Annotated in this window: 21 protein-coding genes, 1 pseudogene and 1 riboswitch; of the genes and pseudogenes, 10 read left to right on the top strand and 12 right to left on the bottom strand. The window is 55.6% G+C overall.

Features of this window, described 5'->3' with window-relative positions; genetic code table 11:
- Positions 1-394 precede the first annotated feature (394 nt).
- The 6 genes from AC2FFE_RS05925 (at position 395) to AC2FFE_RS05900 (ending at position 8,667) form a co-directional block, all read left to right on the top strand.
- Positions 395-1,204 carry an FHA domain-containing protein gene (locus AC2FFE_RS05925; protein WP_496846137.1) on the top strand — a complete coding sequence of 270 codons (810 nt, stop codon included), beginning with the start codon at positions 395-397 and terminating at the stop codon, positions 1,202-1,204.
- Positions 1,205-1,458: 254 nt separating this feature from the next.
- The gene (locus AC2FFE_RS05920) at positions 1,459-2,352 is read left to right on the top strand and encodes a type IV pili methyl-accepting chemotaxis transducer N-terminal domain-containing protein (protein WP_496846136.1); all 894 of its coding nucleotides are present in this window, start codon (positions 1,459-1,461) and stop codon (positions 2,350-2,352) included.
- 141 nt (positions 2,353-2,493) lie between these two features.
- Positions 2,494-4,110, top strand: a complete 1,617-nt coding sequence (locus AC2FFE_RS05915; protein WP_496817876.1) for a phosphate ABC transporter substrate-binding/OmpA family protein — start codon at positions 2,494-2,496, stop codon at positions 4,108-4,110.
- A 156-nt stretch (positions 4,111-4,266) separates the two neighbouring features.
- A complete protein-coding gene (locus AC2FFE_RS05910) occupies positions 4,267-5,835 on the top strand; it encodes a phosphate ABC transporter substrate-binding/OmpA family protein (protein ID WP_496817877.1) in 1,569 nt (522 codons plus the stop codon).
- Between the two features lie 101 nt (positions 5,836-5,936).
- Complete coding sequence (locus AC2FFE_RS05905) at positions 5,937-7,772, top strand: serine/threonine protein kinase (RefSeq protein WP_496817878.1); 1,836 nt, start codon at positions 5,937-5,939, stop codon at positions 7,770-7,772.
- A complete protein-coding gene (locus tag AC2FFE_RS05900) occupies positions 7,732-8,667 on the top strand; it encodes a PP2C family protein-serine/threonine phosphatase (protein WP_496846135.1) in 936 nt (311 codons plus the stop codon). Before AC2FFE_RS05905 ends, AC2FFE_RS05900 begins: the two co-directional genes overlap by 41 nt.
- Here the strand turns inward: AC2FFE_RS05900 and AC2FFE_RS05895 are convergent.
- The 3 genes and pseudogenes from AC2FFE_RS05895 to AC2FFE_RS05885 all read right to left on the bottom strand — a co-directional run.
- Positions 8,665-8,832 (bottom strand): annotated as a pseudogene (locus tag AC2FFE_RS05895) (IS5/IS1182 family transposase); the annotation flags it as partial. The gene AC2FFE_RS05900 and the pseudogene AC2FFE_RS05895 overlap by 3 nt on opposite strands.
- Positions 8,833-9,248: 416 nt before the next feature.
- On the bottom strand, positions 9,249-9,869 hold the full coding sequence (locus tag AC2FFE_RS05890; RefSeq protein WP_496817879.1) for an HD domain-containing protein: 621 nt from the start codon (positions 9,867-9,869) through the stop codon (positions 9,249-9,251).
- Positions 9,870-10,059: 190 nt separating this feature from the next.
- Positions 10,060-10,371 carry a hypothetical protein gene (locus tag AC2FFE_RS05885; RefSeq protein WP_496846134.1) on the bottom strand — a complete coding sequence of 104 codons (312 nt, stop codon included), beginning with the start codon at positions 10,369-10,371 and terminating at the stop codon, positions 10,060-10,062.
- A 126-nt stretch (positions 10,372-10,497) separates the two neighbouring features.
- A riboswitch (cobalamin riboswitch) is annotated at positions 10,498-10,703 on the bottom strand.
- A gap of 183 nt (positions 10,704-10,886) precedes the next feature.
- Here AC2FFE_RS05885 and speB point away from each other — a divergent pair.
- The 3 genes from speB to AC2FFE_RS05870 all read left to right on the top strand — a co-directional run bounded on the left by speB (position 10,887) and on the right by AC2FFE_RS05870 (position 13,709).
- Complete coding sequence (speB, locus tag AC2FFE_RS05880) at positions 10,887-11,849, top strand: agmatinase (RefSeq protein ID WP_496818293.1); 963 nt, start codon at positions 10,887-10,889, stop codon at positions 11,847-11,849.
- Positions 11,850-11,960: 111 nt separating this feature from the next.
- Positions 11,961-13,379, top strand: a complete 1,419-nt coding sequence (locus AC2FFE_RS05875) for a tyrosinase family protein (protein WP_496846133.1) — start codon at positions 11,961-11,963, stop codon at positions 13,377-13,379.
- A 201-nt stretch (positions 13,380-13,580) separates the two neighbouring features.
- Positions 13,581-13,709: a hypothetical protein gene (locus AC2FFE_RS05870; protein WP_496817883.1), complete on the top strand. Its 129-nt coding sequence runs from the start codon at positions 13,581-13,583 to the stop codon at positions 13,707-13,709.
- Positions 13,710-13,772: 63 nt separating this feature from the next.
- Here AC2FFE_RS05870 and AC2FFE_RS05865 read toward each other — a convergent pair whose 3' ends face one another.
- Genes AC2FFE_RS05865 through AC2FFE_RS05835 form a run of 7 tightly spaced genes read right to left on the bottom strand, consistent with a single transcriptional unit; the run spans position 13,773 to position 21,987 of the window.
- Positions 13,773-14,954 carry an aromatic ring-hydroxylating oxygenase subunit alpha gene (locus tag AC2FFE_RS05865; RefSeq protein ID WP_496846132.1) on the bottom strand — a complete coding sequence of 394 codons (1,182 nt, stop codon included), beginning with the start codon at positions 14,952-14,954 and terminating at the stop codon, positions 13,773-13,775.
- A 36-nt stretch (positions 14,955-14,990) separates the two neighbouring features.
- Positions 14,991-15,551: a sarcosine oxidase subunit gamma gene (locus AC2FFE_RS05860; protein WP_496817885.1), complete on the bottom strand. Its 561-nt coding sequence runs from the start codon at positions 15,549-15,551 to the stop codon at positions 14,991-14,993.
- Positions 15,544-18,489: a sarcosine oxidase subunit alpha family protein gene (locus tag AC2FFE_RS05855; protein ID WP_496846131.1), complete on the bottom strand. Its 2,946-nt coding sequence runs from the start codon at positions 18,487-18,489 to the stop codon at positions 15,544-15,546. The genes AC2FFE_RS05860 and AC2FFE_RS05855 overlap by 8 nt, the downstream gene beginning before the upstream one ends.
- On the bottom strand, positions 18,486-18,770 hold the full coding sequence (locus AC2FFE_RS05850) for a sarcosine oxidase subunit delta (RefSeq protein ID WP_496846130.1): 285 nt from the start codon (positions 18,768-18,770) through the stop codon (positions 18,486-18,488). The genes AC2FFE_RS05855 and AC2FFE_RS05850 overlap by 4 nt, the downstream gene beginning before the upstream one ends.
- A 4-nt stretch (positions 18,771-18,774) precedes the next feature.
- A complete protein-coding gene (locus AC2FFE_RS05845) occupies positions 18,775-20,046 on the bottom strand; it encodes a sarcosine oxidase subunit beta family protein (protein WP_496817888.1) in 1,272 nt (423 codons plus the stop codon).
- Between the two features lie 4 nt (positions 20,047-20,050).
- Positions 20,051-20,845, bottom strand: a complete 795-nt coding sequence (locus AC2FFE_RS05840) for a maleate cis-trans isomerase family protein (RefSeq protein ID WP_496817889.1) — start codon at positions 20,843-20,845, stop codon at positions 20,051-20,053.
- On the bottom strand, positions 20,845-21,987 hold the full coding sequence (locus AC2FFE_RS05835; RefSeq protein WP_496817890.1) for a M24 family metallopeptidase: 1,143 nt from the start codon (positions 21,985-21,987) through the stop codon (positions 20,845-20,847). Before AC2FFE_RS05835 ends, AC2FFE_RS05840 begins: the two co-directional genes overlap by 1 nt.
- 128 nt (positions 21,988-22,115) lie before the next feature.
- On the opposite strand from AC2FFE_RS05835, the gene AC2FFE_RS05830 reads away from it, so the two are divergent.
- A complete protein-coding gene (locus AC2FFE_RS05830) occupies positions 22,116-22,994 on the top strand; it encodes a LysR family transcriptional regulator (protein WP_496817891.1) in 879 nt (292 codons plus the stop codon).
- Between the two features lie 13 nt (positions 22,995-23,007).
- Here the strand turns inward: AC2FFE_RS05830 and ehuA are convergent, their stop codons facing one another.
- A complete protein-coding gene (gene ehuA / locus AC2FFE_RS05825; protein WP_496846129.1) occupies positions 23,008-23,823 on the bottom strand; it encodes an ectoine/hydroxyectoine ABC transporter ATP-binding protein EhuA in 816 nt (271 codons plus the stop codon).
- Positions 23,824-23,825: 2 nt separating this feature from the next.
- Positions 23,826-24,491, bottom strand: a complete 666-nt coding sequence (gene ehuD / locus AC2FFE_RS05820; RefSeq protein WP_496817893.1) for an ectoine/hydroxyectoine ABC transporter permease subunit EhuD — start codon at positions 24,489-24,491, stop codon at positions 23,826-23,828.

The raw sequence follows: 24,491 nt of genomic DNA, 5'->3' as shown, positions 1-24,491 counted from the left end.
CGCGGATCACGCAGGTCTGAACCAATTCTCGAACTCAGGAATTACCAATAAAACCTATTTCTTGCCGGTCGCCCGGCGCATTCATAAAAGACAGGTGACTTGTTCTCCGGTTTATTCCGGTCGTTTGAGAATGCATTTAACAATCGTTGGATTGACGTCGCGGGCTCGAATTTAGCGCATCGAATTGGGCGAACTAATTCCCCAATGAAGGCCGGAAGAAAACAAACTTTGGGCACAATGAAGAGATTCCTTGAGTTGGCGCCGGATTCAAGGATGATCTTGATGCTCGCAACCGCGTCTGAATTTTGACTCGTTGCGAGCGTTGTTCCTCCGTCCACGCGCATTTGGCCATCATAAGATTGGCTTAAAGTTGTGAAAGTAGATGGTGATATAGATGTTCAAATACAAAAGCCCGCTTAGCCGTATTCTTGACGGGACCAATATGCCCAATGTGGGCGAGGAAGAAACGGTCGATAGTGACGTTATCGTTGTTGAAGATACAGAAGTGGCAGCTGAACAGCCTGAGCCAGAGATCGCTGCACCCGAAGTCGCCAACAAGGTCGAGATACCAGCAGCAGGATCGGATGAAATTGCGTCTCAGGCATTTGCGGAGAGGCTTGAAGCCCTGAACACACCCAGCGTGGCAGAAGTTCCAGCGGTTCAGACGGCTGATACGGTTCAGCCAGCCGATCTTGACGAAACACCCAGCACAAATGCCGAGGCCGCCGAAGTAGCGGCTGCCCCAACAAAACGCAACGGGCGGGTTAAGACCACCTTTTTGGGCTTCGGTGATCAGACGGACCCGATCAAGGACATTCTGAAGAACGCACCGCCGGTCCAGTCCGAGACCCGGCAGGAAACATATCCCGTCGGCTGGTTGGTCGTCACAAAAGGTCCGGGAAGAGGAACCAGTGTGATGCTGACTGATGGGCTGATGCAGATCGGTCGAAATGATGATCAAGCGATCCAGCTGGATTTTGGAGACAATGGTATCTCGCGCAGCAATCACGCAGTCATCGCATATGACGCAGAATCCCGGAAATGCTATCTGGGTCACGGAGGCAAGGCAAACCTGGTACGCCTGAATTCTGGGCCGGTTCTGAGTACTGTCGCGTTGGCAAGCGGTGACTGTATTCGCATCAGCGATACCACCATGCGGTTTACAGCTTTTTGCGACGATGATTTCGACTGGAAAGAGGGTTGAGTAGATCTAAAGTAAACTCTCCTTAAACAAGAGCGCTTTGCTAAATTGCAGGGCGTTTTTTGATTTTTAAGGACCGGGTCGGCGGAGGAAAATGCAAATATATAATAAAAAACAATAGTTTATGTTGATATAAGATGAGTCTAAAAATCAACATAAATTCTTCTTGGGCGCACCTTATTACAGTTCAATTTCTTGTGTTGTTAATCAAATCGGTGGGTAGAAAGTGAGTAAGGGTAAGGTTGATCGATATGAGAATGAACCGAAGAGTTTTTGTAAATAGCACATCGCTGGCGGCCTTTGTCGCTATGGTGCCTGTCGGAGGGCGTGCTCTGGCGATGGCCGCCGGGCAAGTCGCACACCGGATACTGGCTGCAGACAAGTTGAGTTTCCTGACCGAGAAGGTTGCGAAAGCAGTTGTGCTGCTGAGCCTGGGTGCCGAAGTCGAAAAGGATCTTGCTGAACTGCAAGAAGCCCATGATGAGTTTGACGACATTCTGCTGGGCTTCCGCGAGGGTAAAGGATCCTCGGGTGTTGACCGTGAGCGGTTTGTCTCGGTGAACAACGCGCTGAAAGAGGTCGAAAAGCTTTGGATGCCTTACCGCAAGGCGATTGAAGAGATCATCGAGGCGGGATCGGTGGATGATGAACATCTGCACCTGATTATCGACAATGATGAGGTTCTTGAAAAAACCTGCCACGAAGTTGTGCGTAAGCTGGAAGAGGCCTATGGCGACGTGGATATCGATCTGGCACTGGCGCTGGCACTGGACTTTGCAGGACGACAGAGAATGCTGACACAGAAGATCTGCAAGGAAATCGCACTGGCAGCAACAGGTCAGGACACCGAAGAGCACCACAAGAAATTCAAGAAGAACGCCAAGAAGTTCGGCAAGATTGTCGATGTTCTGATTGAAGGTGGAAGCAGTTCAATCACGATGGCCAAACCGCCAAGCAACGCGGCACTTGAGGCATTGACCGAAGTTCAGACCCATTGGGCGAAACTGCAGCCAGTTGTCGAGCAGCTTGATAGCGTGGATGTGCCAAACGTCGATGACGTGGCCCACTTCTGCGCCGAGATGGATGTGCTTGAAATCGAATCCGAAAAGGCCGCGCTTCTCTATGAAGAGGCCATCAAGCTGGATTCCTGAACTCTAACCATGTTTCGCGTGATTTGGCCCCAAACTACAGCACCTGCACGGAACCCGTAGCAAAACCAAATTGCGATAACTTTGATGCCCAAAAACATGCGTCAGAAAAGTACTAAATGAGTGCTAACTCGAGGAGTTAAAATGTTAAATTCACCATTCACGCGGCTTTGTGTTGCCGCATCAATCATCTCAGGCGCTGTCACCACCGCGTCACTTGCACAAGAGGTTCGTCTGGTTGGGAAGGACAGCAATATCGACGTGATCGGCAATCTTCTGTCGTCAAAAGACGGGAAGTATCTGGTCGAAACGGATATCGGCGAGTTCGTGATCAATCAGGACCTTGTGACTTGCGAAGGTGAAGCGTGCCCGACTGAGCAAACCTATGTCTATGACCTTGAAATTTCCGCCCCCGATGAAATCGCGGAAGTTCTGGTTCCGATCATCGCCGAAGGCTACGCGGCAGCAGCTTTGGAGGCTGAGGCGCAGCTTTATGACGAAAACGGAGAGCCGGTAGATACTGAAACCGTAGACGTGGGCGACCATAAATACGGCGAGGAGCATGACTTTGCCCTGTTGCTGACCGATCTGGAAGGTGAGGATGTCGCAACGTTCGGTATTCATACGGCCAATGGCGCGCGCCTGTTCGAGCGTCTTGCGAAGAAAGATGCTTCGATCATCTTCACCGAAACCTCTGCGCGCAAAGCGGATCGTTCCATCGTTTCGGAAGGCAGCGGCGGCAACTTGCGCGACTTTGATCAGGAGCGTGTTATCGCGGTGGACGGTTTTGCGATGATCGTGAACCCGCTGAACCAGATCCCCGATCTGAGCGTCAAGCAGGCTCGTGACATCATGTCGGGTGATATCACGAACTGGTCCGAGGTTGGCGGTTCGGATGCACCCATCCATGTCTACTCGTTCGACCCGGATACCGAAGCGTATCATCATATCGAAAAGCTTCTATTCAAGAAGTCCGACAAGACGCTGACGAACGAGTCGAGCATTGTCCACGATCGCACTGAGTTGACGACCGCGATCATGGAGGATGTAGCTGGCTTCGGTATCGTCAACTATGCCGCTAAGCGCGATGCGCGTGCTGTTCCGCTGCGCACAACTTGCGGTATCGTTCAGGACCCCAGCCTCTTCAACCTGAAGACCGAGGAATACTATCTGCAGGAACGCGTTGTGGCTTATAACCGTTCGGATATCGACGGCTATGCGCGCGAACTGGTTGATTTCCTGGATGACGGCAGCCTGGACGGTCTTGTTGCCAAAGCTGGTTATATCGACCTGTCGATCACATCAGACAGTCAGGAGCGCGCCGCAGAACGCCTCGTTGCCGAACTGGAAGAGGGTGAGAACGAGTATGAGGCGGAGCTTGTCGAAGACCTGCTGAAAAACATGAACACTCATGAGCGGCTCTCGACGACCTTCCGTTTCGCGCCGGGCTCGAAGCGGTTCGACAACAAAGCCGAACGCGACCTGAAGCGCATGGTGCGCTATCTGGCCGAAACCAAGCCTAGCGAAGTCGTGATTGTCGGGTTCACTGACAACAAAGGCCCCTTCGACTCGAACCTGCTGATCTCGCAGGAACGGGCCCAGGCTGCGCTGGATCACCTGATCGAAGTTGCAACAGGTGGCGAACTGGACGGGATCACCCTGAAGGCGGCTGGCTATGGCGAGCTGGAACCCGTGGCCTGCAATGACAGCCCGCGTGGCCGAGCGATCAACCGCCGTGTCGAAGTGTGGATCGCCGGTTAAGGCAAAACAGGCAAGCCGCGGGTGCCACCTCGCGGCTTGCACGTCACTAGTACAGTTTCTTCAGGGTTCGAGGCGAGTATGAAAAGTTGGTCAAAATATGCTGCCGCAATAGCCTTTGGTTGCATCGCGTCTTCAGGGCTTGCGCAGGAAGTAACATTGACCTCGAAGGACGGCTCTAGGTCGGTGACTGGCGAACTGGTCACAATCCAACCCGGTAAGTTCATCGTACGATCAAATGTTGGGGTGCTATCCCTAAATGCAGCAGAGTTTCATTGCATCGGCACGGCTTGCCCCGCGAACCTGCCAACAGATACTGACCTCGTTGTGGCTGGAAGCGCCGGTTTGGCTGATATCCTGCTTCCGTTGCTGGCCGAAGGTTTCGCCGCCGAACAGGAACTCTTTTCCGATGTTTTTGATCTACAGGGCGTGCCGCTTGGTGAACAGCATGCGTTCGGACAGAATGATACTGCTTCTGTCGCGATCGGATCTGAGGCTTTCGACATTCTGATCATGGATGAAGAGGCCAGCCCGGTTCACAGCATTCTTGTGAAAGAGGCTTCGGGTCAGAACCTTTTTGAGGCCTTGATCGCCGGCGAAAGCGATCTGATTGTCAGCGAAGAACCGGTCTCACCCCAGAACTATGCGCAGGCCAGAAAAAGTGGTCTGGGTGAGTTGACCTCATTTCAGCAGGAACATGTTCTGGCGGTTGATGGCTATACGGCGACGGTCAATCCAGCGAATGAACTGCTGGCTCTGACACTTGATCAGATATCGCAAATCCTGTCGGGCGAGATTGTAAACTGGACTCAGTTTGGTGGACCCGATCACAAGATCAACGTCTACACGTTACCGCAAAACTCGGAAGCGTTTCACAGGGTCGACGGGCTTATCCTTTCCCCTTTCGAACGCGATTTTCTGACCGATGGCAACATTGTAAACTCGAACCGAGAGCTCTCGCGCGCGATTGAAACCGACCCATATGGCTTCGCCGTCATGCGGTTTTCCAACATCCGAGATGCGCGCCCGGTGCCGTTGCGCAGTGAATGTGGGATCATCCATCTGCCCAACCAGTTTTCGATGAAGACCGAGGAATATGGGCTGCAGAACCGGGTGACCGTTTATAATGGCCGTGATCTTTCAGGAGTTGGCGCGCAATTGGTCGAATTTCTGGACAGCCCGCGCATTGATGGGTTCGTATCCAAATCCGGTATCACCAGCCTATCGGTCATCGCGCAAAGCGAGGATGAGAAGTTTGCCCGGCTCAGATCGGATATCGCCGACATGACAGTCTCGGCTAGCGCTTCCGAACTCCGGTCTTATGTGAGTGACAAGCTGACAACTGCGCGTCTGTCGACAACATTTCGCTTTTCGCCCAGTTCTGCGGCTCTGGACAACAAGGCGAAGCGGGATATCGAGCGGATTGCCGAGTATATACGCGATGTTGAACCCCAAAAAATCATTCTGGCCGGGTTCGCGGATGCGGGTGGCAGCTATGGGAAGAACCGTCAGCTATCGCTCGCGCGGGCCAGGCAGGTTCTGCGAGAACTTGCAACAAGCTTGGAAGCCAGCGGGCCCGTCAACACTGTGATCGAAGTGCGTGGATATGGGGAAATGGCCCCGGTTGCCTGCAATAGCAACGCGATTGGTCGTGCGAAGAACCGGCGTGTTGAGGTTTGGAGTGAAGTGAACAGCCCCGATGCAGAGGTGCGCGCATGGGGTGGATAGTGAACGAATGCGCGGTTTCTGAGGTCGATTCTCCTCAGGTGTTGGTGGCAAAAAAAAGTCGGGCAAATCTACGTTCGACGACAGCAAGGTAAGTGTTTCATATGGTACAATCAGCCCACTCAAACGACCAGTTCCCGGATGAACTTGCCCCAGGCACCAAATTGCTCTCCGGCCAGTACACCATCATCCGTTTCCTCAACAGCGGCGGCTTCGGCATTACGTACCTTGCCAAGGACAGCCTTGAGCGGACAATCGTGATCAAGGAATGCTTCCCCGAAGCGATCTGCCGCCGCAGCAACACCGCGGTTCGCCCGCGGTCGCAGTCGCATACATCTTCATACGAAGCTCTGGTTCGATCCTTCGAAAAAGAGGCGCGTAATCAGTCGAAACTGGTGCATCCCAACATCGCGGGTGTGCATCAGGTGTTCAGAGACAACGAAACCGCCTATATGGCGATCGACTTCATCGAGGGCAAAGATCTTCTGGATACGATTGAAGATCGTGAGACGATGCCACCAAATGAGGTCGAACAGCTGCTGCGCACCACTCTGGAAGCCATCGGTTTCATTCATAGCGAAGGTATGTTGCATAGGGATATCTCGCCCGACAACATTCTGATCAACAAGGACGGCGAGCCGGTGATCATTGACTTTGGCGCTGCGCGCGAGAGTGCTGCCAAATCCGACCGTGCAATGTCGATGTTGAGAGTTGTCAAGGAAGGGTATTCTCCGCAGGAGTTTTATCTGCAAGGGGCTGAACAGGATCAATCTAGCGATCTTTATGCGTTGGCAGCTACATTCTATCACGTCATCAAGGGGTCTGCCCCACAGGATAGTCAGACCCGGCTGGCGGCTTTGGCTCAGAATGGCAAAGACAGTTACGAGCCGCTTGAAGGCATGGTTGAAGGATATCCTGTCACTTTCCTGCGGGCGCTTGACCGCGCCCTGAGCATCCCGCCTGCGGACAGGTTCCAATCTGTGCAGGAATGGCAAGACGCGATCGAAGAAAGGATGCCTATTGAGGCAAAACCCGAACCGGTCGAAGCCGTCGATTTCAATGATACGGTCGCAGTCAACAGCCAACCGCCGCGTGGTCGATCCAGCGCGGCGCTGATGATAGCATTGTTTGTGGCCGGGTTGGTCGGTGGTGCCTGGTATTACCTCAGTCAAAAAGGCGAGACGAATCTGGATGTGGCTGAGGTTGCCACTACCCAGCAGGTTACCACGCAACCAGAGGCTAAAGAAGAACCGCAAACCAGCGCGGCGGAACCTGCGCAACCCGAACCCCAGCCGATTGTCGCAGAGGCTGTGGCAGAGCCGGCAAGCCCGTTATCAACTGAGGCCGATGCGAACTGGATTGCATGGACGGGTCCTGCCGTGGACCTGCCATTTACCACCGTTACAACATCGCAACCGCAGGGCAGATTCTCGATGGTTTCGCTGGTGCGGTCCGATCTGGATCAAGAGGCAACCAATTGGCTGAAATCCGGTACTGTTATCTATTCGGTAAATGGCCATCTGGTTGTAGATGACGCGTCGATTATTCAGGCCATCCAGTCGCGCGCCGCCGACCCAGACAGTGGCGAGATTTCGGTTGAGATGAGGGTCAGAACCGACCCGGACAGTCCCGTTGCCGAAAAGAGCCTACCTCTTCATACCGGCCAGATGGTCGAGCTTACAAACGGAGTTCAGTTCATTACGGTTACCAATGGCAATGGAAAGTGGGTCAGCAAAGTGTTGCGTGCGCCTGCATCTACGCCGTCGGTTCGCGTAGGCGATATTGTGTTGTCAGAAACCACTTCGCACGTTGCTGTTGAGGGCGAGAATGGCATAACCCGCTTGTTTGAAGAACTGAGCCGCTCAGGTGCCGAGCTGGCGTTGTTGACCATCGCGCGCAATGGCGAGTTGCAATCAGTTGATCTGCCGCTGTCGCGCTAAGGCTCTGGCGACCTTTGAAGACCTTTCGCTGAAGGAAGTCCATGTGTCACATCCCGAGAAATTTCTGATGCAAACTGACAATTCGAGACTTAACCAGGCTGTAGCGCCTAGAAGCTTCGATATCTCAACGGTGATCAACCAAGGTGCCCGCGAATATCAGGAGGACGCCATATTTTCCGAACAATCCCCAGGGTCAGGTGTTGGGTTTGTGGTTTTGGCGGATGGTATGGGGGGGCATACGGCCGGAGATATTGCGTCAAACCTGATCGTTCGTGAGGTGATGAAAGGCTGGCTGGCCACCAATCTGAATGAGAATTCAAAGAACTCCGAAGTCACCGCATTCTTGCGCGACAGTGCCAGCAGGGCGAATGCACAAGTCTACGATGCTATTCACAATGACCTGGATATCAAGGGAATGGGTGCGACCCTTCTTGCCCTGATTTGCATACAGGACCGGGCGTTCTGGCTGTCGGTGGGGGATTCACCGCTCTATCTTTGGCGCTCTGGTGAGCTTAGGCGGTTGAACGAAGATCATTCAATGGCGCCTCAAATCGATATGATGGTGAAGCTGGGTATGCTAGATGCTGAAACCGCCCGCACACATCCTGACAGAAACATGCTTACATCTGTCATCCATGGTTCTGACATCGCCAAAATAGATTGCCCCGCGGAGCCGCTCGAACTCTGGCCGAGTGATATTCTCATTGCAGCGTCCGATGGTCTTCAGTTTCTGAGTGATCAGGGCATTCTGGAGGTTATTGCTGCCAACAGTGAAATGGGCAGTGATGTCATCGCGGATGAACTGATCAAAGCAGTGATCAGCATGGATGATCCCGATCAGGACAACACAGCTTTTTCCGTGGTGAAGGTTTGTGCTCATGATCAGGACACATAACCAGTAAATGACAGTTACTGCGAGTGCGATTGCTAAGAGGAAGACCTTGGGACACCTGTCGTGTCTTGTCGCCGCACGCCGCCAGTCTTTGAGCCTGCCGAACATGATCTCAATCCTGTCGCGCCTTTTGTACCGGCGCTCGTCGTAACGGACGGTAGTCTTGCGCTATTTCCCGTCCGGGATGCAGGGGCTTAACTTTGGCCACAGTCGACGGCTGTCTGATCGTCGTTACGCGATCTGCTTTTGTGAAACTGATAAGCGCGGCTATTAGAAATTGCCGCCGATGCGTAAATTCAAAATTTCATTGATTTACAGGGTGTTAATGACTGGCATCGAACCGATAAAATCAGAGGTCAACACTTTTTTACAAACTTGCCTGCGTTTAAGAAATGCACCGCATGTGAGAAGTCAGGCGTGAGGGAATACGTTTTGGTTCAGAGACAATCTGCGCATCAGCCAATGAGAAACATGCTGAGCTTATTGGTCTGCAGGGTCTAGCCAGCCAAAGTCCAAGGCCGTCTGGATTTTCTCGGTATGCCCAGCCAATGCGAGGTTGTGACCAAAACTCGGCAGACTACTCCTTACGCCTGTCGACTTTCTGCAAGGCTGGTATCGGTCAGTGGAACCCGGACACCGGGTTGAACAACGGCCGGATCATAGGGTGTGCGATCAAAGACCTCGCGCACCATATCCGCAAAGAAAGACAGTGGTTTGCTGGGATAGGCGGGATCAAAGCTGGATTGATCCCAGCGCTCGCAGAACTCGGCACAGTCATCGAAATAGATGCTGTCGCGATGGGCCTCGCGTTTATCGGGGTTCGCGCCTACATGCTGCCCGAAGTAAACAAGCTGAAAATCCCCATGGGTGCGCACGCACCAAGTGACCTGTTCGCGCAAGAAGGGTTTAAGGATCGAGGCCGCATATTCATCGTGATTATGCGGCGCGTAGATGTCGCCGATATCATGCAGCAAGGCGCCGACTATCCAGTCTATGTCTGCCCCGTCATACCAGGCCCGGGTGGCCGATTGAACCGAATGGCCAAGACGCGTGACCTGATAGCCCGACAGGCTTTTGTCCAGCCGCTCCAGGGCCTCAAGCAAACGATCTGCCGTTCCTTGGCAGTACTCACGCTCCAGGGTGTCGAGGAAGGCATAGTCCTCTTTGTCCCCGTCTTTCATCTGCGTGAATTTCACCTGATCCATAGCATGTCCTTTGACGTTAACGTGTGGGTCAGCGGGCGCAAGCCAGCCCATAGTTCTAGACTATCCACGCAAATACCAGACTCAGCAAATCAAACCTGTTGTGCCGGTGAAATTAATAGTCGCCGGAGGTAGGTGTTCGACTTCGTTTAAGAGCACAAAGCTGCGCGATGATCCCGCAGCCTAGTCCAGTTCACAGCGGCATGCGAAAGGATCGGCGGGCCTGTGCGCCGCCGCGTCTTTCACGTTTTGGCATGGCAAGTGGCAAGGGTTTGAACGGTTGCTTCAGTGATGTCAAAAGCAGGTCGCAAAACGCGGCCACCGCGGGTGAATGGTCCATAAAAGGCGCCGCCGTTTCATAAGCATGCCGCGCGGCCTTTGCATAGTTGGCATTGCCCGGAACACCCGCGATCCATTGCATATAGCCAAGCTGCCCCATCTGCCGCGCTTCATCCGCTGGCATAGGTCCTGTATCAAGTTGAACAATCGTCCGTTCCAATAACATCGCGCCCTCCGCGCAAAGGGACGTGTGTGGCTGGTCACGGTGATCTGCCGGGGATTCTTGGCCCATCGGTCGTCTCTGCCGTTCCCAAGGCACCCCGCCCAGGTTCAAGTTGACTGCGGCGCATGGCATCACACACCGGAGATGGCAGGTCTCCTGACTTGCGGGTCAACGCTTTCCCGATCCTTCCCGAACCCAAGGGCCCAGTGGTTTTCAACGGGGTCGCTCGCCGCTTACAGTTGCGGGGGCAGTCACGGACTTGGGGATCAACCCGCACCGTGTTCCCTTTTCAGCCGACTCGAACCGAGCCGGACACCATCGCCTTCACTGTCTCATAGGAAACTACCTGTGTCTATAAGGTTCAGGCACAGCCTGACGTCAGTTGAACGCCGTTCGAAACAGCCTGACAAACCGCCAGTTATCGCATGCTCAACCCGTCAAGAGGCCTTTACAGGCCGTGGTCTTCGGGTGCCTTAATGTCAGGACGTGTTGGTAAGCTGAACAGAGAGAGTTCCCCTATGTCGAACCATGGCTACGACTCTGGCCGATTGAACCTGCCCTTCGTTGGTATCTGCACCTTTGGCAAATATCCGTATATCGAGGATTGGGACGCGATTGACGCGGACGTCGCGGTTCTTGGCGCTCCGTTTGATTTCGGCTGTCAATGGCGGTCCGGGGCGCGGATGGGGCCGCGTGCGATCCGTGAGGCGTCGACGCTGTTCTCATTCGGCCACGCAGGGGCCTATGATCACGAAGATGATGTCACCTATCTGGACCCGGCCAAAGTGACCATTGTCGATATCGGTGACGCGGATATCGTGCATACCGATACGATAAAAAGCCACGCAAACATTGAGTTTGGGGTACGTAAAATTCTGGAGGCGGGAGCGCTACCGGTGGTCTTGGGCGGCGATCATTCAATCAACATCCCCTGCATCAATGCCTTTGATGATCAGGAACCAATCCATGTGGTGCAAATCGATGCGCATCTGGATTTTGTCGATGAACGCCATGGGGTGCGCTATGGCCACGGAAACCCGATGCGCCGTGCCGCTGAAAAACCCTATGTCAGAGGCCTCAGCCAAATCGGAATTCGCAATGTGTCGTCCACGGCCAAGGATGGCTATGTGGATGCCCGCTCCATGGGATCAGACATCCAGTCGGTGCGGCAATTCCGCAAGATGGGGGTCGATGGGATGCTGGCCCGCATTCCTGAAGGTGCGCGGTATTATGTGACCATCGACATTGATGCCTTTGACCCATCAATCGCTCCAGGTACAGGTACACCAAGCCATGGCGGGTTCATCTACTACGAAGTGCTGGAGCTGATGGCAGGTCTGGCCAAACGGGGCCACATTGTTGGTCTCGATCTGGTTGAGGTTGCCCCGGATTATGACGCCACCAGCTCTACCCAAATCCTTGCGGCGCAGCTGCTGATGAACATCATCGGGCGGGTGCTTCATGAGAAAGAGCAGCGTTAGATCCGCCAATCGTCATCTATGCGTGCAGAGCGTTTGAGCGTGCCGCCGCCATTGGCGGTGGTTTTGTGCTATACTGGGCGCATTGAAGCACTCCTTAAGGGGGATTTTTAAATGACTACGATTGCCAAACTGAATTTTCTTAGAAAACAAGCCGGATTGCCGCTGATCCGTTTTGACCTGATCAGATTACGTGACGAAGATATTCAGGACCTGCGTGATGCCTATGCTGCAATGTACGAAATATCGGACATCGCGATGGGCGATCGACGCGGATATTTCGCACTGGCGCGCGGCCACGGTTATGATCAGGACCTTTGTCACGATGATGACCGCACGTTTCTGACCTGGCACCGATCCTATGTCTATTCATTCGAAAAATCGCTGAACAGCGCGCTTCAATGGAAGCGCGGGGATAGTGAGCTTGAATTGACGCTTCCTTATTGGGATTGGACGCAGTTTGCTACCGCGACGCACGCCACGAACGGGCTGCCGAAAGTAGTGGACGATGCGACCTACACAAACAGTGCCGGGGACGAAGTTCCCAACCCGCTGGCCTGCGCGCGCAGTCTCTATCGCAGCATTGCCCTGGGTCTGACCGGCGATGAGGTCTTTACACGCAGATACACGACGCGCCTGCGTAGCAATATCCCGTTGCTGGAGGATGAGGTTGAGCGCTATTTGACCAACCCAAACTTTGAAGCCTTCCAAGCCGATTTCAACTTCGCGGCTCATGGCGGTATCCACGTCCTGACGGGGGGCACGGATACATCGTCGCCCTTGCCCCGCTCGATTGGAGATATGGGTAGCACAGTGTCTGCCTCATATGACCCGGTATTCTGGCTGCACCATGCGATGTGCGACAAGGTTTGGGCAGATTGGCAGGCGCTATGGCCCGGGGCCAATGTTCCACAGCATGTTCTCGACACAGTCGTATATGACGGTCGGGTGGGCCGCGATTTGATCGACGCGGAAACCTCGCTCAGATACATCTATTCCGAGGATTCCGTTGAAGCCGCGATTGGTGCTTTGGGAACCTCGGACAGCGCACCCGTGGCCACATTGTCAGCGGCAGCAAGTCATGTCACCGAGGTTCGGCTGGGCACAGTGAAAGCCGGATTTGTCAGGGCCGAACTTGAATTCCATCGCATGCGACCGCCGACCGAAAGCTTTGAGCTGCGTGCCTATGTCGACAACGCCAATTGCGATGCCTCAACTGGGTACAAAGACAAAAGCTATGCGGGGCGCCTTGTGTTTTTTGGCCATGGCACCTGTCCGGGCGCGCCGGGTCACTGTAACCCTGCCTTAGCCGTCCGTGATGACTATGATCAAAGATACAAGCATCCGCTTAGATATGAACACACGCGGTATCGGCTGGACATCACACGCGGTTTGCGGCGCTTTATTGGTCGAAAGAAGACGGTAAAAAACCTGAAGATTTACCTTGTGACGCTGGATGACAAAGGTGAGTCCGTCGCGCCCGAGACGCTGGTCTATGATCAATGTTCGCTAAGAACCTATGCCAAAACCTAAACTGCTGGGGTCGGATCCTTGGACGTTAGACTTACGGATAAAGCTGTCAAAGACAGGGTTCTAAGGATCTGGCTGCGCCGTGTCCCGGAGGCGGGTGGTTTCCTGCAGGCCTGGCATATCGATGCAAACAATAATGAGCGGCAGATAGGCGGCACTACTTTGTATGGCAGGGGGGTCGGATCGACGGCACAGGAGCGCGCGATGCTGTTGTTTCGGCTGCCTCCTGATACCCCAAGTCTGAAACTGTCCGCAGGCGACCGGGTCGAAATTCGCATTGAGGCGGGAGGCAGCCTCCAGGCGCTTGATCTGGAGGCCTTAGAGGTCGAATGAAATCAGTTGATCTGTCGAAAGATCAATATCCAACCTGACGGGTAGACTGAACAGCCGAACGGATTATCCGGCCTTGGTTTGGGCTGTTCCCGAGGCTACCTGACACAACATCCGTGCCAGGTATTGCTGGAAGTACCAGACAGTTCGCTCCTTTGGTGACAGACGCCCGGGCTGAGCGGCCAACGCAGCCGCATTGGTGGCGATTGACCCGATGATACCCTTGTCTTCGTCATTGATCCGGTCAAATCCTGCCTTGAGCTCGGCGGCGTATGCTGCGCGTTCTTCAGGGTCTTCGGGCACTGCGCCGGGATAGGCATCCGCTCCCCAGAATACTTTGACTTTGTCGGTGCCATAAGGTTGCAGAGATAGCCAAAAGGTGCGTTCCGCGACGACCGAGAAGACATGTGTAGGAAAGACCGCCGACAGGACCGCCTTGTTCCGCTCCTCCTCGGTCAGCAAGGGGTTGTCGACAACCATGTCGGAATTGCGCTCATAGGATTTGCCGGGAATGCGCCCTTGTTCATAAAGGCTAAACCCCGCATCGCCATGCATCGCATTGGCCAGTTTGGTGGGCATCGCCGGTTCGATGGTTTGGGCGTGTGCGACAAACAGGTGATAGCCTTCGGTGAAGTTCTGAACCAGGATTTTCCAGTTTGTGTCCCAGACCTCTTCGGCGCGAAACAGAGTGCGATATCTGGGAAGCTGATAGTTTTCCAGCCGCGCGGACAGTTTCGCCAGGCGGGGGGCCAATGGTGCGGCATTGGTGTCCAGCGAGACATAGACCCAGCCCTGCCAGATCTCGACCTGAAACTGCGGCAGGCAGACCTGTTTCCTGTCGAAATTCTCACGCATATAAGCTGCGCCGATCAACTGACCGTCCAGATTGTAGGTCCAGGCATGATAGGGGCAGCTGATCCGGCCCTTGATGTTTCCTGCGCCCTCCAACAGCGTTGCCATCCGGTGACGGCAGATGTTTGACATCGCGCGTAAGGTGCCAGAACGGTCACGCAGCACGATCACCGGATCCCGGCCTATCGTGGTGGTGCGATAGTCGCCGGGGTTTTCAAACTCATCTTCGCGCCCGACGCAGAACCATTCATGGTTGAAGATCTCATCCAGTTCCAGTTCCAGGAACTCCGGTGATGAATAGACCTGCGGTGGCGTGGCTTCGGCCAACTCATCGGGTAGCGCGGCATTGTGGGCAAGGGCCTCCAGCAACTCGCCCAAGGGCATATGCGGCGTCATGTCAGGCTCTCCTTTGGCTGGTTTGGCGGCGGGATGTCAGACGATCTCCAATCCGTATTGCGCCCCAGTTTCGATCAGGATGTCGCAGAGTGAGGCAGCGAAACTGCGTGGCAAGAACAGGTTGAAGCCCTGGGTGTCACGCCACAGCGTCACGCCAACATGGTGGAACGCAGTGGATGCAACCGCCCCGTTGGGGATCGCATGCTCGGTCAGGTTGATAGGCAACACATGGTTCAATAGTCGGGCGGCCATTGGCCCACTCAGGTGCAAACGTGTCCGCGATTGCGACAGATCCAGCGTAGCACCGGCTTCAACAACAATGGCAGGGGGACCGGCATCTTCTTTGACCAGCCACCATTTCAATGGCTCAATGCGCAACAACGTGCCTGCGCGTCCGCTTGTCGTGCGTCCCGGACCGGGTGCCGCGTCGGCTTTGGCCACGCGCGCGGCTTCTTCGCCTACCTGTGTCAGCGTATCGGGCCATGCTGCGATCTGAATCAGCGTAGTGGGGCGGATTTCAGTTAACGTAATGCCGCAAGTGCCCGCTATGCCCGTGTGGCCCGATTTGAGTTCCAGTGCAGAGATACCTTCAGCCATGCATTCTCTCTCCATTCGGGTCGAACATGTGGGGTGAAACGATCTCGACCGCGATGTTACCCTTGCGTACCGGGTCGCTCGCGGTAACGGCTTTATCCTGCCAGGCGTCGTGGCCGCCCGAGATATAGCCAAGCCCGATCCAATGGCCGAGTGCAGGGGAATGGGTGACGGCCGTGATCCAGCCCTCTCCAAACCCGGTGACCTTGTCCGCTGCACATAATAGCGCGCCGCCATTGAAGGTCTGGCTGCGGTCCTTGGGGAAAATGCCGACCAGACGTGGCCGATCTGCCCGCGTCAGTTCGGGGCGTTGGCGCAACGCGCCACCGATAAAAGGCTTCTTGGTCGAGGCCATTTTGCCAAGCCCGGCATTGTCGATGGTCATACGCCCATCCAGTTCGGCCCCGGTCACGTGACCCTTTTCGATCCGCAATGTTCCTAGCGCTTCGAGCCCATACAGACATCCGCCCAACCGTTCAGCAGATGGCCATAACAGCTCCATCATTGCCTCGCCCTGATCGGCAGGCACGTAAAGCTCATAGGCCAGTTCACCGGAAAAGCTGATCCTTGCAATCAGACCTTCGACACCATTCGCAAAGGTGACTGGGCGAACACCCATGAACGGCAGCGCCTGGTTCGAGATATCCATCTCGGATGTAAGGCAGGCGGCAATCGCCTCGCGCGCCTTTGGCCCGGCCACGGAAACCCCGGCCCAGAGGTCCGAGACCGAGGTGACATGTACACGCAGGTCAGACCAGCGGGTCTGCAACAATTCTTCCAGCCAGACCATGACTTTGCCTGCATTTGTCGTGGTGGTGGTCATCAGAAAGTCAGCTTCGCCGATCCGCCAAGTAGTGCCGTCATCCATGACGATCCCATCATCGCGCAACATGATCCCGTACCGGGCGCGGCCCACGGGCAAATTGGCAAAGCCATTGGTATAGATGCGGTTCAGGAATTCTGCGGCATCCGGTCCCTGAACCGCGATTTTACCCAAAGAGCTGACATCGCAGATACCAACGGTTTGACGCACCGTCGCGGCCTCACGAATATAGGCCTGTTCCAGTGTCTCGCCGTCCTGCGCGAAATACCACGGCCGGTGCCACAGGCCCGCATCCGTCATCGTGGCCCCATGTCGCAGGTTCCAGCTGTGCAGCGGTGTGCGGCGCAATGGTTTGAAATGGCTTGCTGTGTTGCGCCCGGCCAGTGTGCCAATGGCGACTGGCGTATAGGGCGGGCGGAACCGGGTGGTGCCAACGGCTGACACCTCGCGGCCAAGGGCTTCGGCCATCAGCGCAAGGCCGATGACGTTACCCATTTTACCCTGATCTGTCGCCATGCCCAGCGTGGTATAGCGTTTCAGATGTTCGACCGAGACGAATCCCTCCTGGTGGGCCAGGCGGACATCATCGCCCGTGACATCGTGCTGGGGATCAACAAAGGTTTTGGCCTTTGTGCCCGGCTGACGTACCTCATAAGTCGGCTTTATGGGGTTCGCCCAGCCACGATGTGTGACTGTATCATCTTTTAGCCCCATCGCGCGCTTTGCTGCGACCACGCCCGAGGCAGCACAGTCTTCGCGTTGCCAGACACCATCTGCCGAACCAGCCATATGGATCGGCTCATCGGTCGGCCCGGCGAGGAAACAGGCAAGATCAGCGTTCCAGACAGGTTTTGCCCCGCGGTGCGAGGATAGGTTCACCACCGGTGACCACCCACCTGAGACCAGCAACAGATCACAGTCTTCTTGACGGGTCTTTGCCCATCCCGCGCCCGATTGCGAGGCAAGTGTAACCCCGCGCACCGAATTGCGTCCCAGCAAGGCCAAAGGCGCTAAGCCGGGTCGCAGTATGACACCCTCGGGCGTATCGGCCGTATCGCGTGCATCGGCCAGAACAACCTCAGCCCCGGCAGCGGCCAGTTCGGCAGCGACCCCTTGGGTGCTGTCATTGGTCGTGGCGATCACGATCCGTTTGCCTGGCAGGATACCGAACCGGTTGAGGTAGCTTCGCGCCGCCGCTGCAGTCATAACTCCGGGGCGGTCGTTGCCAGAAAAGGCGATCGAGCGTTCCAGCGCACCAGTTGCCAGCACGGTTGCACATGCACGGACAGTCCAAAAGCGTTGGCGTGGCAGGTGTGGATCAGGTGCTGCCAGATGGTCTGTCACGCGTTCGACCAGTCCGGCGACGCCGCCATCATACAGTCCGAATGCGGTGGTGCGGGTCATGATGCGGACGCCCGCATTCTTGACCGCCTGCACCAAAGACAGGTGTTCATCGTCGGCTTTGGGGTCGTTCAGATAGTCGCCACCTAGCTCAAAATCCTGCTCGACCAGCAAGACATCGCGACCATTCCGTGCCGCAGTCAGCGCAGCGTTCAGACCAGCAGGACCAGACCCCACCACCAAAACATCGCAAAATGCGTGGGCGTGGTCATAGCAGTCAGGGTCAGCCTCACGGCTGGCTGTGCCCATCCCGGCGGCTTTGCGGATCAGCTTTTCATACTTCATCCACAGGCCCGTTCCGCGCCCCCATTCAAATGGCGGCAGGCCCATAAAGGTCTTGTAATAAAAACCGGCCGAGAAGAACCGTCCCACAAGCCCGCTGGCCGCCCCAACATCAAAACGCACATTGGGCCAGGCATTCTGGCCATGCGCCTCAAGCCCCTCATAGAGCTCTTGCATGGTGGCTTTGACATTCGGTTCCATGCTCGCACCGGTTCCGACCGAGACGATAGCACCTGATTCCTCTACCCCCGCAGACATAACCCCGCGCGGGCGATGGTACTTGAAACTGCGCCCCAGAACGGTATGCCCGTTCGCCATCAGGGCCGAAGCGAGCGTATCGCCTGTAAAACCCCGGCAGGTCATGCCATCCCAACGAAAGTTGACGGGCTGCGAGCGGTCGATACGGCCGCCAGTATCCAGACGGCGCGCGGTCATGGGGTCGCCTCCAACGTTCGCGCCAATCCGGGATGCGCAGGGCACACAGACAGGATCTCATGGGTGAGCGTGTCACGTTTGACGAACAGCCACATCCGGCAGCCATGCACATGTTGCCAGGTTTCCAATTGCGGCCCGCGAATGTTCTCGCGCAGAAACACCGCATCGTGCCAGTCCTGGACTGACGCATCAAGCTCAGGGTATTGGATTGTCGCATCCCCGCCATAGCTGAACTCGCTTTGGTCGCGGGGTCCGCAGAAAGGGCAGTTGATAATCAGCATATTGTCATCCGTGCAGCTTGCAGTCAGGTCCGGCGCCGCGTTCATCAATCTGCAGACCCCGTTCGAACCTTTTCAGATCAAAAGGCGCAATCATCGGTGCGGGCCGGTCATTGGCGATCAGATCGGCGAACCACCATCCTGAGGCTGGGCTGGCTTTGAACCCGCCATAGTTCCAACCGGCATTCAGGTAGAGATTGTCCAGCGGCGTCTTGCAGATGAAATGTGACCCGTCCATCGACATATCGACGACCCCCGCCCAATGGCGCAGCAGTTTTACCCTTCCAAGGCAAGGCAGAACTGACATGGCAGCCTCGGCCACGTCCTGAACGATGTGCAGGTTGCCCCGCTGGGCATAGGATTTGTACCAGTCCAGATCACCGCCAAAGACCATCCCACCCTTGTCGGATTGCGAGATATAGAAATGCGCGCCGCCCATGCCAAAGACGATGACCTGATCCAGCAGCGGCTTTAGCGGTTCGGACACAAAAGCCTGCAGTTTGTGGCTTTCAATGGGCAAACGCCCAAGCCCGGCCATCTGCCATAAAAGGGAGGTGCTGCCTGCCACGGCAAAAGCAACTTTGCCCGCTGTGATCCGCCCTCTGGAGGTCTCAACCGCGGTGATGCGTTCGCCGTCACGAACAACGCCTTCGACCCGACAGTTCTGAATGACGTCAACGCCACGCGCATCTGCCCCGCGGGCATAGCCCCAGACCACCGCATCATGGCGTGCTGTCCCCGCGCGTTTTTGAACCGCAGCACCCATGATCGGGAACCGCGCATCAGAGGCGTAGTTCAGATGCGGTACGGTGCGCTTGAGCGTCTCTAGATCCCAGATTTCTGCATCCGGCGTGCCGGTCATCCGCATCGTGTTGTAGTTGCGCGCCGCAGCGTCGATGGCACCGGGAGAATGCAGCAGCGAGATATGTGAGCGCTGCGAGAACATGACGTTATAGTTCAACTCGTGGCTGAGGTTTTCCCAAAGCTTCAGCGAATGCTCATAGAATTCCCGATTGCCGGGCCGCGCATAGTTTGACCGCACGATCGTGGTATTGCGCCCGGCATTACCGCCACCGATCCAGCCCTTTTCAAGCACGGCGATGTTTTTCACCCCATGGGTTTTGGCCAGGTAATAAGCGGTGGCGAGCCCGTGCAACCCGCCACCAACTATGACTACGTCATAATGTGATTTGGGTTCGGGATCGCGCCACTGGCGGGTCCAGCCTTTCTGGCCGGTCACCCCCTGCCAAAACACATTCCATGCGGTGAACTTGGTCATTTGATTAGCCGGTTTTGCTTAGATGCTTGCCGGGATGTTTGAAGATTTGGCCGAAACCTTCAAGCTCATCCATGATCCCAGCGCGCCGCAGGCAGGACCAGAACTGCGCCTGGTTCGAGGTGATGACCGGCTTGCCCGCCGCCTGTTCAATCTCAGCTACCACTTCCAATGATCGAATCCCGCCGCAGGACAAAAAGATCGCATCGGCTTCGGGCTGATCGATCTCAAGCGCGAACTCTTTCCAATAGGATGGCTCGACCTTGCCGAATTCGACACCGGTTTCCAGACACAACCCTTGAATGTCCAGAACATCGAACCCCGCGGCCAGAAGATACTCGGCCTCAGCGGTGTTCACATCATCCAGATAGGGCGTGCCAACGACTATCTTTTTGGCGCCAACCTCGCGCAGCGCATCCATGACACCAGTGACAATGCACATCGGTTGTGCATGCGGTGCTCCTTTGCGAATTTCGCGAAAGACGTTCTCTTCACGGCATACAATCGACCCCGATGTGCAACTGTAGCTGATGACAGATGGTTTCATGTCAGGTTGCAGACGCGAGGCAGCGTCGGCCATATGATCGATATGACGAGCCAGTGTCTCGCTTGTTGTGTAGTCGTCGGTCTTAAGGCGCGTTATGTGAATGCCGACACCCTCTGGCGCCATGGCATACAAATCCGCCTCGCAGGCAAGATCGGTTGACATCAGGATAAAGCCCAGGCTGCCACGATGCGCCAGACCATCGCCCATGATCGGTGTACGCGGTGCCGAGCGTATGATTTCGCCAGATTGAAACATTACAGGATGACCTCCTCAACGGATTTTGGATGGCTTGTTACTTGCTCCCATCCGGTTTCGGTTATGATGAAACTGTCACCAACTTGCGCACGGAAGGTGTCAACCGAAACTGAGCCGTCAACGGCCAGTACCATGCCTGGCTGCAGGATGGTTGTGTCGCCGGTGACAAGTTGCGGCGCCTCAAGAAAGCTGAAGCCGGTGGCGCGACCGCAGCGGAACGGGTATTCATAGCCCGCGCCCTGAATGACTTCGGCATAGGCTGCGTGCACGCTTTCTGCCGTCACACCGGGCTTGAGCGCGTCCAGCGCGGCCTTCTGGCTGGCGACGGCAACCTCATACACCGCGACCTGATCGTCTGGCGCATCAGCGATCCAGAATGTACGATCAAATCCTAGTTTGAAACGGTGAAAATTCGTCATCCCACAGAAACACAGGAATACGGGTTCCCCCTGCCGCATGACACGGGTTGATGCGCGGTGGTGAGTTTTGATGATGTCCTCGCCCGAGGCCATGATCTGCAGAAAATGCGTGTTGGGCGACATATCCGCATCGTCGTAGTGTGCGGCCAGCAACTCGGCGGCCTTGCGCGTTCCGGCCTGAGAGGTGGCAATCGCGACCTCAAATTCAGGCACGCCATCCGCAATAGCTGCGCGACCCGCCGCCATCATCTCGCTTGCGACTTGTCCGGCGTGGCGGGCCAGTTGCAATTCCTGCGGCGACTTGATCATTCGCATATCGTTCAAGATCGGAGTCGCACTAGTCAATCGGTCCGGGCCGATCAGTTCATCAACATATGTGCGCACTAATGGTGGCATGTGGCCGGGCTCGATCCCGACCTTGGTTGCGCTTTTGACTGCATTTGGCAGTTCTTCGCGCCATTCCGCGCCCATCCCATCATTCCACGCGGAAATCCGATCCACCCGCGCAGCGAATTTGGCCGAGTTCAGGTCAATCGTCGGCGTGATCAGCAGCGACGGGCCATCCTTGGGTACAACCAGTATCGTTGGTCGTCCGAACTCCATATGCAAATAGTCATAGTAACCGGTCAGGTAATAGACATTGTCATCATCAGTGATCAACGCCACATCGATACCGGCCTGCGCCAGACGGGTTTGAAATTGTGACAATCTCTGGGTGAACATGCGTGTTTCCTTGCGCGGTTTGATCCCTGGGCTTTCCCCGGTGAAGTGCTCAGATGATGCATCAGCTTAGGAGCGGAAACGCGATTCACAAAGTGACATCTGATATAGGCTTATGATAACCTAGAGTTATGAAAGATTTTCGCCGATCCTTGCCGCCACTTGACTATCTTCTGTTTTTTGAAGCAGTCGCGCGCCACGAAAACTTCACCCGTGCTGCCGCTGAGTTGAACGTCAGTCAGGCGGCTGTCAGCAAACGGGTAAAAGTGTTGGAAGAATGGCTGGGCATGACCTTGGTTCATCGCAGCGGGCGTACCATCAGCCTGTCACGGAATGGCAAGGCACTCGCCGCCAACACTTCTGAAGCGCTTGATTATCTGAGCTCCAGCTTGCGGCAGATCCGCCGTGCAACGGCAGGTGATCGCCTGTCGCTTGGGGCCAATGTTGCGGTGGCACAATACTGGCTAACACCGCGCATTAACGAATACCTGCTTGGGCCTAATGCGGCCCCGGTCACGCTGACGGCCTCGGACAAGGATGCTGATCTGTTCGCCTTCGAAACGGATGCGGTTTTGTTTTATGGTTCCGACATTCCCTCAGGTTGGGAAGGTACGTTGCTTTTCGAGGAAATCTGGTCGCCTGTGGCCGCGCCCGCGCTGGTTGACACAATGCAGGGGTTCCAAAGCACAAAACTGCTGGATTTCGACAAGCTGACACCGAAATGGATCAACTGGGAAAACTTCTCGGAACTCTCCGGCAATGCCGAGATTGCAGCCGCGCCAAAGGTAAACTTGCGCTCATACGCCAGTACGCTGGACACGGCTTTGCGGGGCAGGGGAATAGCCCTGGGCTGCCCCGAAGTTCTGCAATTTGAGATTGAGGCCGGTCGCCTGATGGCGCTGGACGACTATCAGATCAGAACGGGCCGCAGCTATTTCGTGATTTGGCGATTGGGCAGCATGAACGACCCAACGCGCGCTTTGTTGCGTGATCTGGACATTCCAGTCTGACGAAAGCCGGGTGTCAGATGGCCTCTTTTACCGCGCTGAGGAATTGCTGCGTGCGCTCTTTTCTGGGGTTGCCGAACAATTCTGCGGGCTTGCCCTGTTCCTCGATCTTGCCGCCATAGAAGAAACAGACCCGATCCGAGATATCGCGCGCAAAACCCATCTGGTGGGTCACCATCAACATGGTCAGCTTGTGTGCGCCGACCAATTCACGAATGACGTTGGTCACTTCGCCGATTACTTCGGGGTCCAGCGCGGATGTCACCTCGTCGAACAGCATCACCTTTGGGCGCATGGCCAATGCGCGGGCGATGGCGACACGTTGCTGCTGACCGCCAGACAGGCGCGAGGGGTGCTGATCTTTCTTGCCGATCATGCCGACCATCTCCAGCAACTCTTCGGATCGTTCGCGTGCATCCTGCTTGGACATGCCCAGAACCTGCACGGGACCTTCCATGCAGTTTTCCAGGGCCGTCATGTGTGGAAAAAGGTTAAAGTGCTGAAAGCACATGCCGATATCGGCACGCCGTTTGCGCAAGTGTTTTTGATTGGCGGGGATCAGGGCACCGTTCTTGGACATATGCGTCAGCGGCCGGCCATCTACATATATGACGCCGCCATTGATCTCTTCCAATGTCATCAACATGCGCAGAACGGTGGTCTTGCCGGATCCTGATGGGCCGATGATCGACACCATTTCACCTTCGGCGATATCAAGGTCCAGCTCATCCAGAACCGTAAGCGCCCCGTAGGATTTTGTTACCTTTCGGAAACTGACCATCGGTGTGGAATCGCCGGTGATTTCAAGCGGGAAAGCCGATACATCATGCATGTTTATAGTCCAAGTCTACGGCGCACATAGCCTTCGAATAGACGGATCAGACCGGCCGAAGGAAGTGAGATTGCCAGGAAGATGATACCTACCAGGGTGTAGGGTTCGAGAAAGCGGTAGTTTTCGGAACCGATTGCGTTTGCGGTATGGATCAACTCGGCAACCCCGATAACCGACAGCATGGGCGTGTCTTTGAATATTCCCACCAGATAATTGCCTAGACCTGCAAGCGCCGGGGGTATGGCTTGTGGGATGATCACGCGCCGGTACTTTTGCAACACGGTCATATTCAGCGCTGTCGCCGCTTCCCACTGTCCTTTTGGGACGCTGTCTATCCCGCCCCGGTAGACCTCGGACAGATAGCAGGCATAGTGCAGGCCGATTGCGATCATACCCGACATCCACGGGCTGAGGCGGATGCCAAACTGTGGCCCCACGTAGAAGACAAAGAAAATCTGCAACAGCAGAGGGGTTGAGCGGATAAATTCGACCAGTTCGCGCACAATCCAGGTCAAAAGCCCATAGGGAGTGCGTTGTGCAAGCGCCAATACCAAGCCCAGCACAAGCGCGATGGCGTATCCGGTCAGTGCAGCAAGCAGGGTGTTGCCTGTGGCCTGAACCAGACGGGGCAGGATTTCCCAGGTAAATTCCCAATTCCATTCAAACAT

It is taken from the genome of Ruegeria sp. YTSA168 (assembly GCF_059610045.1).
This window is presented reverse-complemented; position numbering and strand designations above follow the sequence as displayed.

Coding starts and splice junctions, on each gene's coding strand:
- AC2FFE_RS05925 (WP_496846137.1), top strand. CDS start 395: ATGTTCAAATACAAAAGCCCGCTTAGCCGTATTCTTGACGGGACCAAT.
- AC2FFE_RS05920 (WP_496846136.1), top strand. CDS start 1,459: ATGAACCGAAGAGTTTTTGTAAATAGCACATCGCTGGCGGCCTTTGTC.
- AC2FFE_RS05915 (WP_496817876.1), top strand. CDS start 2,494: ATGTTAAATTCACCATTCACGCGGCTTTGTGTTGCCGCATCAATCATC.
- AC2FFE_RS05905 (WP_496817878.1), top strand. CDS start 5,937: ATGGTACAATCAGCCCACTCAAACGACCAGTTCCCGGATGAACTTGCC.
- AC2FFE_RS05900 (WP_496846135.1), top strand. CDS start 7,732: ATGGCGAGTTGCAATCAGTTGATCTGCCGCTGTCGCGCTAAGGCTCTG.
- AC2FFE_RS05890 (WP_496817879.1), bottom strand. CDS start 9,869: ATGGATCAGGTGAAATTCACGCAGATGAAAGACGGGGACAAAGAGGAC.
- AC2FFE_RS05885 (WP_496846134.1), bottom strand. CDS start 10,371: ATGTTATTGGAACGGACGATTGTTCAACTTGATACAGGACCTATGCCA.
- speB (WP_496818293.1), top strand. CDS start 10,887: ATGTCGAACCATGGCTACGACTCTGGCCGATTGAACCTGCCCTTCGTT.
- AC2FFE_RS05875 (WP_496846133.1), top strand. CDS start 11,961: ATGACTACGATTGCCAAACTGAATTTTCTTAGAAAACAAGCCGGATTG.
- AC2FFE_RS05870 (WP_496817883.1), top strand. CDS start 13,581: ATGCTGTTGTTTCGGCTGCCTCCTGATACCCCAAGTCTGAAACTGTCC.
- AC2FFE_RS05865 (WP_496846132.1), bottom strand. CDS start 14,954: ATGACGCCGCATATGCCCTTGGGCGAGTTGCTGGAGGCCCTTGCCCAC.
- AC2FFE_RS05860 (WP_496817885.1), bottom strand. CDS start 15,551: ATGGCTGAAGGTATCTCTGCACTGGAACTCAAATCGGGCCACACGGGC.
- AC2FFE_RS05855 (WP_496846131.1), bottom strand. CDS start 18,489: ATGACCGCGCGCCGTCTGGATACTGGCGGCCGTATCGACCGCTCGCAG.
- AC2FFE_RS05850 (WP_496846130.1), bottom strand. CDS start 18,770: ATGCTGATTATCAACTGCCCTTTCTGCGGACCCCGCGACCAAAGCGAG.
- AC2FFE_RS05845 (WP_496817888.1), bottom strand. CDS start 20,046: ATGACCAAGTTCACCGCATGGAATGTGTTTTGGCAGGGGGTGACCGGC.
- AC2FFE_RS05840 (WP_496817889.1), bottom strand. CDS start 20,845: ATGTTTCAATCTGGCGAAATCATACGCTCGGCACCGCGTACACCGATC.
- AC2FFE_RS05835 (WP_496817890.1), bottom strand. CDS start 21,987: ATGTTCACCCAGAGATTGTCACAATTTCAAACCCGTCTGGCGCAGGCC.
- AC2FFE_RS05830 (WP_496817891.1), top strand. CDS start 22,116: ATGAAAGATTTTCGCCGATCCTTGCCGCCACTTGACTATCTTCTGTTT.
- ehuA (WP_496846129.1), bottom strand. CDS start 23,823: ATGCATGATGTATCGGCTTTCCCGCTTGAAATCACCGGCGATTCCACA.
- ehuD (WP_496817893.1), bottom strand. CDS start 24,491: ATGTTTGAATGGAATTGGGAATTTACCTGGGAAATCCTGCCCCGTCTG.